Source organism: Streptomyces sp. NBC_01334, assembly GCF_035983595.1.
Lineage (GTDB): Bacteria > Actinomycetota > Actinomycetes > Streptomycetales > Streptomycetaceae > Streptomyces > Streptomyces coriariae.
In genome coordinates this window covers 2,546,194-2,559,659 of the sequence record NZ_CP130718.1, presented here as the reverse complement: position 1 = coordinate 2,559,659, position 13,466 = coordinate 2,546,194, and the positions used below count along the sequence as shown (strand labels likewise).

General features: G+C 71.7%; 12 protein-coding genes. 6 read left to right on the top strand and 6 right to left on the bottom strand.

Annotated elements, in window-relative coordinates; translation table 11 throughout:
• Positions 1-121: 121 nt before the first annotated feature.
• From thrS to OG736_RS11630, 3 genes are all read left to right on the top strand, one after another.
• Positions 122-2,125, top strand: a complete 2,004-nt coding sequence (gene thrS, locus OG736_RS11640) for a threonine--tRNA ligase (protein ID WP_327182363.1) — start codon at positions 122-124, stop codon at positions 2,123-2,125.
• Positions 2,126-2,259: 134 nt separating this feature from the next.
• Positions 2,260-3,375: a helix-turn-helix transcriptional regulator gene (locus OG736_RS11635; protein WP_327182362.1), complete on the top strand. Its 1,116-nt coding sequence runs from the start codon at positions 2,260-2,262 to the stop codon at positions 3,373-3,375.
• Positions 3,376-3,607: 232 nt separating this feature from the next.
• Entirely contained in the window at positions 3,608-3,967 is a 360-nt protein-coding gene (locus OG736_RS11630) for a hypothetical protein (RefSeq protein ID WP_327182361.1), read from the top strand.
• Between the two features lie 81 nt (positions 3,968-4,048).
• Here OG736_RS11630 and OG736_RS11625 read toward each other — a convergent pair whose 3' ends face one another.
• Positions 4,049-5,578 (bottom strand): MFS transporter, encoded by a 1,530-nt coding sequence (locus tag OG736_RS11625; protein WP_327182360.1) that lies wholly within the window; start codon positions 5,576-5,578, stop codon positions 4,049-4,051.
• Positions 5,579-5,744: 166 nt separating this feature from the next.
• Here OG736_RS11625 and OG736_RS11620 point away from each other — a divergent pair, with 166 nt between their 5' ends.
• The gene (locus tag OG736_RS11620) at positions 5,745-6,317 is read left to right on the top strand and encodes a TetR/AcrR family transcriptional regulator (protein WP_054239184.1); all 573 of its coding nucleotides are present in this window, start codon (positions 5,745-5,747) and stop codon (positions 6,315-6,317) included.
• 73 nt (positions 6,318-6,390) lie between these two features.
• On the opposite strand, the gene OG736_RS11615 is transcribed toward OG736_RS11620, so the two are convergent.
• From OG736_RS11615 to OG736_RS11600, 4 genes are all read right to left on the bottom strand, one after another.
• Entirely contained in the window at positions 6,391-7,581 is a 1,191-nt protein-coding gene (locus OG736_RS11615) for a TerD family protein (RefSeq protein ID WP_327187583.1), read from the bottom strand.
• A 94-nt stretch (positions 7,582-7,675) separates the two neighbouring features.
• Positions 7,676-7,969, bottom strand: coding sequence for a hypothetical protein (locus OG736_RS11610; protein ID WP_327187884.1), 294 nt, complete (start codon positions 7,967-7,969; stop codon positions 7,676-7,678).
• Between the two features lie 63 nt (positions 7,970-8,032).
• Positions 8,033-8,857 (bottom strand): DeoR/GlpR family DNA-binding transcription regulator, encoded by an 825-nt coding sequence (locus OG736_RS11605; protein ID WP_442817023.1) that lies wholly within the window; start codon positions 8,855-8,857, stop codon positions 8,033-8,035.
• Between the two features lie 209 nt (positions 8,858-9,066).
• Complete coding sequence (locus tag OG736_RS11600; RefSeq protein ID WP_327182358.1) at positions 9,067-9,891, bottom strand: NAD-dependent epimerase/dehydratase family protein; 825 nt, start codon at positions 9,889-9,891, stop codon at positions 9,067-9,069.
• A gap of 239 nt (positions 9,892-10,130) precedes the next feature.
• On the opposite strand from OG736_RS11600, the gene OG736_RS11595 reads away from it, so the two are divergent.
• Positions 10,131-11,072: a 5-dehydro-4-deoxyglucarate dehydratase gene (locus OG736_RS11595; RefSeq protein WP_327182357.1), complete on the top strand. Its 942-nt coding sequence runs from the start codon at positions 10,131-10,133 to the stop codon at positions 11,070-11,072.
• Complete coding sequence (locus tag OG736_RS11590; protein WP_327182356.1) at positions 11,073-12,248, top strand: hypothetical protein; 1,176 nt, start codon at positions 11,073-11,075, stop codon at positions 12,246-12,248.
• Here the strand turns inward: OG736_RS11590 and OG736_RS11585 are convergent.
• Positions 12,185-13,423, bottom strand: a complete 1,239-nt coding sequence (locus OG736_RS11585) for an MFS transporter (protein ID WP_327182355.1) — start codon at positions 13,421-13,423, stop codon at positions 12,185-12,187. The two genes, OG736_RS11590 and OG736_RS11585, sit on opposite strands and share 64 nt — an antisense overlap.
• Between the last annotated feature and the right edge of the window lie 43 nt (positions 13,424-13,466).

Below are 13,466 nucleotides of genomic sequence, written 5' to 3'. Positions count from 1 at the left end.
CCCTTGGCCGGTTCGTGACGGGCCTGGTGGTCACCGCCCGCGCCGCGGACCCACACTGAGCCCGCCCCGGGCCGGATCGGCCCCGCGATCCCCCCATTCACCATGAACCGAGGAGCCATCAATGAGCACAACCCGCGTCGACCGTGTGCCGGACGCGGTCACCGTCCCGGCCGGCAGCTCGTGTGCCGACGTCGTCGCCACGGCCCGGCTGCCCATGACCGGGCCGAACGCGATCGTCGCGGTCCGTGATGCCGACGGCCTGCTCCGGGACCTCTCCTGGAAGCCGGAGGAGGAGGTGAAGGTCTTTCCCGTTCCCCTGTCCAGCCCCGAGGGCCTGAACATCCTGCGGCACTCGACCGCGCATGTTCTCGCCCAGGCCGTACAGAGCCTCCATGCCGAGGCGAAGCTGGGTATCGGGCCGCCCGTCGAGAACGGCTTCTACTACGACTTCGATGTCGCCAAGCCCTTCCAGCCGGATGATCTCGAGCGGATCGAGGTGCGGATGCGGGAGATCATCAAGGGCGGTCAGCGTTTCCGGCGCCGGGTGTTCCCGTCGATCGAGGCGGCGAGGGAAGAGCTCCGCGACGAGCCGTACAAGCTCGAACTGGTGGATCTGAAGGGTGACGACGGCGCCCCCTCGGCCGATGACTCCGCGTCGGGGGAACTGACCGTCTACGACAACCTCGACGCGCGCTCGGACGAGGTGCGCTGGTCCGACCTCTGCCGAGGCCCGCACCTCCCCTCGACCAGGCTGATCCAGGCATTCAGGTTGACCCGCTCGGCGGCCGCCTACTGGCGGGGGAACGAGGCCAACCCACAGCTGCAGCGTGTCTACGGGACGGCCTGGCCGACCCGCGAGGAGCTGAAGGAGCACCTGCGGCAGCTGGAGGAGGCCGGCAGACGCGATCACCGCAGGATCGGCGAGGACCTCGATCTCTTCACCTTCAGCAAGGAGATCGGGAAGGGACTCCCGCTGTGGCTGCCGAACGGCACGATCATCCGGGACGAACTCGAAGGCTGGGCGCGGCAGACGGAGCGACGCCTGAAGTACCGGCGAGTGGTCACACCGAGCATCACCAAGGACGAGCTCTACTACCTCTCGGGGCATCTTCCCTATTACCGCGAGGATCTCTACGCGCCGATCGACATCGAAGGTGAGCAGTACTACCTCCGACCGATGAACTGCCCGCACCACCACATGGTGTACAAGTCGAGGCCGCACAGTTACCGGGACCTTCCTTACAAGATTGCGGAGTACGGCACCGTCCACCGATTCGAACGGAGTGGCCAGCTCCACGGCCTCATGCGCACCCGCGGGTTCACCCAGAACGACGCGCACATCTATTGCTCGGCCGAGCAGGCGAAAGACCAGTTCCTGGAAGTGATGCGCATGCATGACGCGTACTACCGGGCACTCGGTATCTCGGACTTCTACATGGTGCTCGCCCTGCGAGATCCCCGGAACACGGCCAAGTACCACGACGACGAGGAGATGTGGCGCCTCGCGGAACAGATCACCCGTGACGCCATGGACGAGTCGAACATTCCCTACGTCGAGGAGATCGGCGGGGCCGCCCATTACGGGCCCAAGGTCGATTTCATGATCCGCGCGGTCACCGGCAAGGAGTTCGCCGCCTCGACGAACCAGGTCGATCTGTACACTCCGCAGCGCTTCGGCCTGACCTACCACGACTCGGACGGTGGGGAGAAACCGGTTGTCGTCATTCATCGTGCGCCGCTGGGTTCGCACGAGCGGTTCGTGGCCTACCTGGTGGAGCACTTCGGCGGGGCATTCCCGGTCTGGCTCGCCCCGGAGCAGGTCCGTGTCATCCCCCTCGCGTCGGAGTTGCGGGAGTACGCGGACGAGGTCTGCGACGTTCTCCTCGGTGCCGACCTGCGCGCCGAGGTCGACCGCGGTGACGCCCGGTTGTCGGCGAAGGTGCGGGCCGCGGTCACACGCAAGGTGCCACTGATCGTCGTCCTGGGCCGCAAGGAGGCCGAGAACCGGACCGTGTCGGTGCGGTACCGCTCGGGCGAGGAGCGCTCGATGCCTCTCGAGGCATTCGTGGCGCAGGCCACCGAACTGGTGCGTTCCAAGAGCCTGGAGGGCGCCGGACACCAGTAGGACACGGTGAGTCCGGGGAGCGGCCGGGGGCGGACCCGGTACCGCTCTCCGGGCCGTCCGCACGTCGCCCGGCAAGGGCGTACCGCGGAGATCGAACTCTTTGCTCCCCGTTTGTGCAGGGCCACCGTAAAGCCGTGCAGGGCGACGTCGAGCGCCTGTACGATCGGTGGTCGCGCGCTCTGAGTGGCGCGCAAAGCATCCTTGGCATGCTCGCAGAGGTTTTCGTAACCTCTCGCGGGCTCGCGGAAGCTGACGGGGGAACAGTGCTTGACTTCTTGGGACTCGATCCCATAGCTGAACGAACATATCGTTTGCTGTTGACTCGGCGCGACCTGGATGTCGAAGGAATGGCCGGTGAACTCTCCGCGACTGCGGACGAGATCCGACAGGCCCTCGACAACCTTGCCGAGCTGACTCTGCTGCGCCCTTCTTGGGAGGTGCCGGGTGAACTGAGGCCGGTCAGCCCTCAAGTCGGAATGGAATTACTCATTCAGCAGCGCCAAGCCGAAATGCTGCGCCAAAGTTATCAGTTCGCCGAGAGCCAGGTGGCCGTCGCGCAACTGGTCCAGGAATACACCGACCAGCGCTCCGGGCAAGGCCGGCCCGAGGTCACCAAGCTGATGGGGATGGACGCGATCCAGGACCGGATCGAGCAACTGTCCCTGCGCGCCACCGAGGAAGTCGCGACCCTCATGCCCGGCGGGCCGCAGGACCCGGCGCTCATCGAGGCCGCGAAGAGGCTGGACTCGCAGGTGCGCGGTCGCGGAGTGGCGATGCGCACCGTCGGCCTGGAGAGCCTCCGCAAGGACCCGCCCACGCTGGTCTATGCCCGCTGGCTGACCGAGATCGGTGCCGAAGTGCGCACCGCGCCCTCGCTGCCCATCCGGATGCTCATCTACGACCGGCGCGTCGCCCTGGTGCCGGTCGACCCGGACAACTCCGCGCTCGGCGCCCTCGAGGTCACCGATCCCGGCACGGTCACGGTGATCCTCGCTCTGTTCGAACAGATCTGGTCCACGTCCCGCCCCGTCGGTGACACGACTCCCGTCACCGACGACGACGGCCTGTCCCCGCAGGAGCGCGAGCTGTTGCTCCTGCTGTCACAGGGCCTCACCGACGAGCGGGCCGGTCGCCAACTGGGGCTTTCCGCGCGTTCCGTGCGGCGGATGATGGCCGGCCTCATGGAACGCCTCGGTGCGCGCAGCCGTTTCGAAGCGGGTCTGAGGGCCGCGGAGAACGGCTGGCTCTGACCGGTGGGGAAGGCGGTGAGGGCGCCGGCCGTCGAGGCCGGCGCCCTCACCGCTCTCTTCTCCGGACCGGCCACCGGCCGAGTGCCGGGTCTGTCTCGGGTGGCGCTGGTCGGACCAGAGGATGAGCCGCCGATGACGCCGTCAGCGTGATGTCCGGTCGTGACCGCAACCGGCGCGGGCCCCGCACGCTTCCTGTCCGGCAGAACCGTAGGAAGCCGGTGAGGAGAGCAACGTGACGACCACCGCCCCCGAACACAGCGACGCCCGCGCCTTCGTCGACCCCTATGCCGTCGATGCGGCCGACGTCCGTTGGCCGGACCCGGCCGAAGCCCGTTGGCCGGACCCGGCCGACGTCTGGCCGGACCCGGCCGACCCGGACCAGGACATGGAACACCTGCTGCCGCCGAATCCCGCCGAGCGCCTCGACCTCGCCATCGGCCCGCGCGACCGGCGACGCATCGACCTGCACGCCGCCCTGACCGCGGCCGGAATCCCGCCGTACCCCGAGGACCGCGACGCCATCGACCAGCTCAGCGCCCTGTCCGGCAGCGTCAACGCCGCACTCCAGCGCTGGCTGCACCACCCCAGGTGAACCCGGGCGCGGTGTCTTCTCGGCGCACGACGGCGCCGGGCCGGCCACGGCGTTGTCGCCGGTGGCCGTTCTCGGTCCGCATCAGCCGCCCGCGGCCGGGATCCTTCGCCTGCCCCTGATCGCGAGGGCCGCCGTCAGCAGGGCCGCCAGCGCGATCAGGGCGGCCGCCCCGAACGCCCGGGTCGCGCCGTGGGTGAGGATCTCGGCCGGGCTGCCCACCGCGTGCCGGGTGGCCGTGCCGTACACCGTGACCAGCACGGACAGACCGAGTGTGCCGCCGAGCCACTGCAGGCTCTGGAGGAGGCCGGAGGCGGCGCCGGCCTCCTCGGGCCCGACCTTCGCGAGGATGGTGGCGTTCAGTGGCATCAGGGCCAGGCCGACGCCGACGCCCAACAGCAGCAGCGGGCCGAGCAGACCCGTCACATAGCCGTCGTCGGGACCGAGCCGCCACAGCCAGCAGCCGGAACCTGCGAGCAGTGTCGTACCGGTCAGGATCAGTGGCTTGGCGCCGAGGCGGGCCAGCAGCCGCGGCACGAACCGGACGGTCGTGAACATCACCGCCGTCATCGGCAGGAACGCGAGACCGGCGCGCAACGGGCTGTAGCGCAGCACCTCCTGACTGATGAGGGTGAGGAAGTAGAAGGCGCCGAACATGCCCGCGGGCAGCATCAGGACGCCGAGGTAGGCGCCCGCCCGGTCGCGGTCGGCGAAGAGCCTTAGCGGCATGATCGGTTGTTCGGCGCGGGTCTCGATCAGCGCGAAACCGACGAGCAGGGCGGCCGCGCCGGTGAAGCCGAGCAGCGCCAGGGTGTCGCTCCACCCCTCCTGCGAGACCCGGATGAACGCGTACACCAGCGAGGTCGTCCCGGCGGTGCCGGTCAGGGCGCCCGCCGCGTCGAACCGGCCCGCGTGGCGCGGGGTCTCGGTGACGGAGCGGGGCAGGGCGAGGGCGACCGCGATCCCGATGGGCACGTTGATCAGCAGGGCCCAGCGCCAGGACGCCCAGGCGGTGAGCATGCCGCCGAGGACCAGGCCGATGGAGGCGCCGATCCCGGCCATGGAGGAGTAGACGCCGAGGGCGTGGTGACGGCGGGGGCCCTCGGGGAAGTTGGTGGTGATCAGGGCGAGGGTGCTGGGCGCGGTGAGGGCGGCGCCCGCTCCCTGGAGGGCGCGGGCGGCGAGCAGCCAGCCACCGTCGCCGGCCAGGCCGCCGAGCAGCGAGGAGCCGGCGAACAGCAGGACGCCGAGGGTGAGCGTGCGCCGGCGGCCGAGGAGGTCGCCGACGCGTCCGCCGAGCAGCAGCAGTCCGCCGAAGGCGAGGGTGTACGCGTTCAGTACCCAGGACAGTCCGGTGGGGGAGAAGCCGAGGTCACGCCGGATGTCGGGGAGGGCGACATTGACGACCGTGGAGTCGACTCCGACCATGAGATAGGCGGTGACGATCACGAGCAGGACGGCGCCGGGCCGGGCCGCCGGTCCGGGTGCGGCGGCGGGAAGGGAAGAGGCGGCCGAGGCGGAACCGGTCGAGACGTCGGCGGTGGAGGTATCGGCGGCCGAGGCGTCTGCGGTGGAGGTATCGGCGGTGGAGGCGGAAGGGGACGGCGTGGACATGGGGTGCTCCCTGTCTGGTGTCCCCGCGGGAAGTGGTGGAACATGCGGGCAGCACGAAGAGACCCTGGTCGTGGACCCGCAGAGACGAGCGCAGTAAGCGGGGACTGTCTCCGTTTAGTGGCTGCCAAAATACGGAGAGAGTCCCCGTTTTGCAAGGAGTAACTGGATGACGCAGGTCAGGCCCATGCGTGCGGACGCTCGCCGCAACTACGAGCGCTTGCTCAAGGTGGCGGCGGAGGCTTTCGCCGAGCATGGGGAGGGCGCCTCCCTCGACGACATCGCCAAGCGGGCGGGCGTCGGATCCGGCACGCTGTACCGGCACTTTCCCACGCGCCAGGCGCTGCTGGAGGCGGCCTACGTCGACCGGATCGAGGCGCTCGCCGTGCGGGCCGACGAACTCGGCGGCGAACTCCCGCCGGGCGAGGCGCTGGTGGAGTGGCTCAACGAGCTGTGCGTCGGCACGATCCAGGTCCGGGGAATGAAGGCCCTGCTGGGCTCCGCCGTCACGGACGGCAGCGCGGCCGCGGTCACCGCCTGCGGTACGAACATGAAGGAGGCGGCGGCCCGGCTGGTGGAGGCGGCGCAGCGGGAGGGCACCCTGCGGCCGGACATCGAGCCGATCGACGTCCTGCGCCTCGCGCACGGGGTGGCGACGGCGTCGGAGCTGGCGAAGGGCGACCGCAGCGCCATCCGCCGTTATGTGTCGCTGCTGACGGAGGGGCTGCGGCCCGCGCGATGACGACAGCGGGCGCCCCCGTGGTGGCGGGCGCCCGTGGCTGAGCGACTGCGGGCCCGGACCGGCCCGGGTGCGGCTACAGGGCCTGGGCGCCCGGCTTCACCATGTTCCGCACGGTGCGGGCCTTCACGAAGTCGCCCATGGCCGTCATCTCCCACTCGCCGGAGAACTGCTTGATCAGCTTCGCCATCAGCACGCCCGTCTGCGCTTCGGCGCCGGTGAGGTCGAAGCGGACGAGCTCCTCGCCGGTCGAGGCGTCCAGCAGGCGGCAGTAGGCCTTGGCGACCTCCGTGAACTTCTGGCCCGAGAAGGAGTTCACCGTGAAGACCAGTCCGGTCACCTCCTGCGGCAGACGGCCGAGGTCGACGACGATCACCTCGTCGTCCCCGCCGCCCTCGCCGGTGAGGTTGTCGCCGGAGTGCTTGATCGCGCCGTTCACGATGGAGAGCTTGCCGAAGTAGCAGCTGTCGATGTGGTTGCGCTGGGGGCCGTAGGCGATGACCGAGGCGTCCAGGTCGATGTCCTTGCCGCGGAACGCGGGCTCCCAGCCCAGACCCATCTTGACCTGCGAGAGCAGCGGACGGCCGCCCTTGACGAGGGAGACGGTCTGGTTCTTCTGGAGGCTGACCCGGCCCTTGTCCAGGTTGATCTTCCCGGTGGCGGCGGGGGCCGCGGCGGGCGGTGCCGGGGGCATCGGCGGGGCCGCCGGGGTCACCGGGGACTGCGGCACGGGCGGCGGCGGGGCCATCTGCCGAGGTGCGGCGGCCGGCGCGGGTTCCTCCACCGTCACCCCGAAGTCGGTGGCGATGCCGGCCAGGCCGTCGGAGTACCCCTGGCCGACCGCGCGGGCCTTCCAGACGCCGTTGCGGAGATAGACCTCCACGACGACCAGCGCTGTCTCCGAGCCGAGCTGCGGGGGCGTGAAGGTGGCCAGCACGCTGTTGTCGTCCGCGCTGCGGATCGTCGCCGTCGGTTCGACGCCCTGGAACGTCTGCCCCGCGGCGTCCGGGCTGGCGGTGACGACGATCTTCTCGATGCCCGGCGGGACCGCGGACGTGTCGACGGTGATCGCGTCGGGGGCCGTACCGCCGCCGGAGCGGTAGGTCACGCCGGGGCCGCTCGGCTGGTTGTAGAAGATGAAGTCGTCGTCGGAGCGCACCTTGCCGTCGGCGGTGAGCAGCAGGCCCGAAACGTCGAGCCGCACCGGAGCGGCGACGTCCACCGTCACGCGTGCGGTGGAGAGAGGGATGTTCGAGCCGGGGGTCATAGCTGTCATGCCGGGTGAACGAGCGAGACCACTTTGCCGTTCCCTTACCCGGACCCGAACGGGTCCGGGCAGGGGACAGGGCAGGCATACCGGCCTACGGCACCACCACGATCTTGTGGCCGACCCCCGCCGCGAACTGCTCCAGCGCCCTCGGACACTCCTCCAGCGGCATCCGGTCGCCGATGCTCCAGGCCTCGTCGGCGTTGCGGGAGGCCTTCCGGATGCCCCGGGCCCAGGTGCAGAGCCGGCCGGAGTCGCCGCCGGACCCCGTCGGCTCCGGCCCGGCAGCCGGAGGGCAACGGGGCGGGCGGCGTCCCTGCGGCGACCGCGGTGAGCGTGGCTCGCGGCCTTCGTCGGCTCTGGGTGCGCATCGATCGCTCCTGGGCATATTGGGATGTATCAGGCAACCTGAGGTATGGCGGTGCCCTCGGGGGGTGGGTGGTTCGAGGGTTCAGACCCGGATGACCTGAGGCCCCAGCAGTGAGTACCGGTGGGCCTCGGCCGCCGGCAGCAGCGTGCTCGTCACGATCGCCTCCAGTGCGCCCACCTCGGCGAACCGGCAGAAGCTGACCGCCCCGAACTTGGAGTGCACACCGGTGAAGACCACGCGCCGGGCCGCCCGGACGGCCTGCGTCTTGACCTCGCCGACGGCCGGGTCCGGGGTGGTCAGACCGTGTTCGCGGGAGATGCCGTTGGCGCCGATGTAGGCGAGGTCGACGACGAAGCCGGCCAGCATCTTCGTCGTCCAGTGGTCGACGGTCGCCAGGGTGCCGGAGCGGACCCGGCCGCCGAGCAGCAGCACGCACGTGTTCTCGGTCTCGGCGAGCGCGCCCGCGACCGGCAGGGACGCGGTGACCACGGTCAGCGGCCGGTCCCTGGGCAGCTCCTCGGCGATGAGCTGCGGGGTGAAGCCCTCGTCGACGAAGACCGTCTCGGCGTCCCCGAGCAGCCCGGCCGCCGCGGCGGCGATCCGGCGCTTCTCGGGCACGTGGCTGGTGGCGCGGAAGGCCAGAGTCGTCTCGAAGCCGGCGCTCTCCACGGGATAGGCGCCGCCGTGCGTACGGCGCACCAGGCCGTGGTCCTCCAGGGCGCGCAGGTCCCGCCTTACCGTCTCCCTGGCCACGCCCAGTTCGGTGGCGAGCGCGGCGACGTCGACCGCGCCGGTGGCGCGCGCGGCGCGCACGATCTCGCGCTGGCGCTCCTCCGCCGTTCTCGGGGTCAAGTCCTCGCCTCGCTCTCCCGCCCGACCTGCCCGTTCGGGCCCGGTGGGACCCATGGGGGAAGTTCTACAGCGGGTGCGCGGCACTGGCCAGGCCTGTTGCGGGCCCGATACTGCCCGGGTGCGCCCGTTTGCGGCGCGGCCTGCCCGGCTCGGACCTGCGGGGCAGCCGGGCGCCGGGTGGGATCGGGCACGGCGCGTGCCCGGATACGGCGGCGGGCGGGCCCGTTCGGTGCCCGCCCGCCGCCGTGAGGTCCGTTTCCCGGTCAGTACGGCCAGATCGGCGGGTCGCTGACGAAGTGGCCGCCCAGGTAGGAGTGGGCGATGTTCTCCGGGTCCAGCTCGCCCTGCTCGGCGATCAGTTTCTCGGCGTACGGCTCGGAGTCGTCCTGCGGCTCGTAGCCGAGCGCCCGCGCGGTGCCGAGGTCCCACCACAGCCGGGTGTTGGCGGAGGAGCCGTAGACGACGGTGTGGCCGACGTTCTCGGCGGTCAGGGCCGCGTGGAAGAGGCGGGCGCCGTCGGCCGGGCTCATCCACAGCGACAGCATGCGCACGCTGGTGGGCTCGGCGAAGCAGGAGCCGATGCGTACCGACACGCTCTCCAGGCCGTGCTTGTCCCAGTAGAGCTGGGCGAGGTCCTCGCCGAAGGACTTGGACAGGCCGTAGAAGGTGTCCGGGCGGCGCGGGGTGTCGATCGGGATCAGCTCGCCCTCGTCCGGCGACGCGCCGTCCAGGGGGCGGGGGGTGAAGCCGACCGCGTGGTTGGAGGAGGCGAAGACGATGCGCTGTACGCCCTCCTCGCGGGCCGCCTCGTACAGGTTGTACGTGCCCGCGATGTTCGCGCCGAGGATCTTCTCGAAGGGGGCTTCCAGCGAGATTCCGGCGAGGTGGACGATCGCGTCGACACCCCGCACGGCCTCCCGGACCGCGTCCTTGTCGGCCAGGTCCGCGACGATCGCCTCCGGCTCGCCCTCGATCGGACGCAGGTCGAGCAGGCGCAGCGCGTAGCCGTAGGCGGGCAGCAGGTCCCGCATCAGGGTGCCGAGGCCGCCGGCGGCGCCGGTGAGCAGGACGGTGCGCGGAGCGGGCATCCTCGGGTCTCCTTGGATCACATGAGGGAGCGGACGCATGTGTGGCCACGGTTCACATGCATGGACACGCTAAAGAGCGGTGGCGGCGCCCGTCAAGTGTCCTACAGGAGTGGCAAAACTGCTGGTGTCTCGGGGGTTGCCGCGCTTGACCCGGCTCGATCGGGCACCCTAGCGTGAGGTCGTTCAGGAATATGGACGCTGCTCAAGAATATGGACCCGTTATGGACCCGGGAGAGCCCGTGACGTCAGCCCCGCTCGCCGATCGCCTCCGCGTCCCCAGCGGACCCCTGTTCTTCCCCGTCACCGCCTACGGCCCCGACGGCGCCCTCGACCTCGACACCTACCGCGCGCACGTCCGGCGCGGCGTCGAGGCGGGTGCCGCCGCCGTCTTCGCGGCCTGCGGGACCGGGGAGTTCCACGCGCTCGCCCCGGAGGAGTTCGAGGCCTGCGTGCGGGCGGCCGTGACCGAGACCGCCGGGCGGGTGCCGGTCGTCGCGGGCGCCGGCTACGGGACCGCGCTCGCCGTGCGCTACGCGAGGCTGGCCGAGTCGGCCGGTGCGGACGGCCTGCTCGCCATGCCGCCCTACCTCGTCGTCGCCGCCCAGGAGGGACTGCTGCGCCACTACCGGGAGGTGGCGGCCGCGACCGCCCTGCCGGTCGTCGTCTACCAGCGCGACAACGCCGTCCTCACCCCCGGGACCGTCGTCGAACTCGCCCGCACCGAGGGGATCATCGGCCTCAAGGACGGCCTCGGCGACCTCGACCTGATGCAGCGGACCGTCAGCGCCGTCCGCACCGAGGTCCCCGGCGACTTCCTCTACTTCAACGGTCTGCCGACCGCCGAACAGACCCAGCTCGCCTACCGGGCCCTCGGCGTCACCCTCTACTCCTCGGCCGTGTTCTGCTTCGCCCCCGAGATCGCCCTCGCCTTCCACCGGGCCCTCACCACCGGCGACGACAACACCGTCCACCGCCTCCTCGACGGCTTCTACCGGCCGTTCGTCGAACTGCGGGCCCAGGGCCGCGGCTACGCCGTGTCGCTCGTCAAGGCCGGAGTCCGGCTGCGCGGCCTCGACGTGGGCGAAGTGCGCCCGCCGCTGCACGAACCGAGCGAGGATCATGTCAAGCAGCTCGCCCAGGTGATCGAGCGCGGCTACGCGCTGCTGGAGGAGGACTCGTAAGTGAAGGCGTCGACATTCGTCTACCCCTGGGACATCACCGGCGACCCCGAGGCGGCGGCCCGGATCGCCGCGCTCGGCGTGGAACAGGTGACCCTCGCCGCCGCCTACCACTCCACCCGCGCCCTCACCCCCCGTCACCCGCGCCACCGCATCGTCACCGCCGAGCACGCGGCCGTGCTGTACCCGACGGATCCGGCCGGCGACCGCTGGAAGGGCCGCGCCCTGCGCCCCTACCCGGCCGGTGACTGGGCCCCCGGCGACGCCTACGGCGAGGCCGCCGAAGCGCTCGCGCGGGCCGGTCTCGACGTGCACACCTGGGTGGTCCTCGCGCACAACTCACGGATGGGCGCCGAGCATCCGGACACCTCGGTCGTCAACGCGTACGGTGACCGCTACCCGTGGGCCCCCTGCATCGCCCAGCCCGCCACACGCGCGTACCTCGTCGACCTCGCCGCCGAGGCCGCCGTACGCCCCGGCGCGGGCGGCACCGAGCTGGAGTCGCTCGGCTGGTACGGGCTCCAGCACCTGCACGCCCACGACAAGACCGGCGGCGTCGGCCTCGGGGACGCCGGCCAGTACCTGATGGCGCTCTGCTTCTGCCCCGCCTGCCGGGCCGGTTACGGCGAGCAGGGACTGGACGCCGACGCGCTCGCCGCCGCCGTACGGGAGGCGCTGGAGCCGCTGTGGCAGGGGGCACCGGACGGCGGGGGAGGCTGGGCGGAGATCGAGAAGCTGCTCGGGGAGGAGACGGCGGCGGCCACGCGCGCGTGGCGCGACGAGACCGCCCGCACGCTCCAGGAGACCGCCGTGCGGGCAGTACGGGACGCCGCGCCCGACGGCTTCCAGGTCCTGCTGCACGCCGACCCCGTGACATACCACGTCGGCGCCAACCCGGGCGTCGACCCCGAGCACATCCTGTCCGTCGCGGACGGCGTCGTCGTGCCCTGCGCGGGCGGGCCCGGCCTGCTGGCCCCCTTCGCCGCGCAGGGCCGCGGGGGCGCGGTCGTCGCCGCCAACCTCGGCGTCGTCTCCGGCATGGGCGGCAGCCCGGGGACGCTCACCGCCGACCTGGTGCGGGCGCGCGCACTCGGGGCTACCGAACTCCGGCTGTATCACGCGGGATTGGCGTCGGACGGGGACCTCGCGTCCGTACGCGAGGCGCTGGCCGCCCGCTGAGCGCCGCGCAGCAGCGGCAGGACCGCCAGCCGGGCCAGGGCAAGCAGCACCAGCAGCGGCTGGTACGGCACGAGTTCGACCAGGCCCGCGCCCACCGCGAGGCCGACGGCGGTCGGCGCGTACATCAGGGTGCCGGCCGTCGCGGTGACCCGGCCGAGCAGCGCGTCCGGCGTCTCCCGCTGCACCGCGGTCAGCGCGGCGATCAGCACACAGGGCAGCCCCGCCCCGATCGCCGCGCCGCACACCAGGGCCACGGGGTCCGAGGCAACGGCCTGCCCGGCTACTGCGACGGCGGTGAGGGCGATCCCGCATCCGGCGAACCGGCGTTCCCCCAGCCGCCGCAGGGCGGGCCCCGAGAGCAGCCCCACCACGACCGAACCGGCGCCCTGGACGGCGTAGAGCGTGCCCGTGTACGCGGGGGAGCGGCCGAGGCCCTCGACGACGGCGTAGACCAGCGGGCCGCCGAGACCCGAGAGCAGCATCGACGCACCGCCCGCCAGGACCAGCGGGCGCAGCTCGGGCCGGCCCCACAGGAAGCGGGCGCCCTCGGCGGTCTGCGCACGCCAGTGGGCGGTGGCCGGGCGGGGCCGCTCCTCACCGACCCGCACGCACGCGTACAGCCCCGCCGCGCACACGAAGGAGGCCGCGTCCAGGAGCGCCACGGCGGCGCCGCCGTAGACCGCGTACACGCCGGCGCCCGCCAGGGGAGCCACCAACTTCATGCCCTCGGTGGTCGTGAAGCGCAGCCCGTTGAAGTCGCCGAGCAGGCCGGGGGCGACGGCGGCGGCGACGAGCGCGGACTCGGCCGCGTCGTGCACGACCGAGGCCGCCCCGTACACGAACAGCACCGTGAACAGGAGCCACACGCCGTCGGGGGAGTCGACGGCGAGGAGGGTGGGCAGGAGGGCCGCCGGAAGCAGATCGAGCGCGATCAGCAGGGGCTTCCGGCGGGCCCGGTCGGCGAGGGTGCCCAGCAGCGGGCCGAGCAGGGTGGGCGCCCACAGGGCGAGCACGCACAGCGCCGCGAGCCCGTTCGAGCCGGTGAGGTCCTTGACCCACACACCGGACGCCAGCCAGAGCGCCGAGGTGCCGAAACCGGAGACCGACGACGCGGCCAGGTAGAGCGCCGCGTCACGGTCCCGCAGGACACGTGCCACGGACCAGTTCTTCGTCATACCTGGTCATCGTGGTTCTGAGGCGGTCCTCCGGGCATCGGGC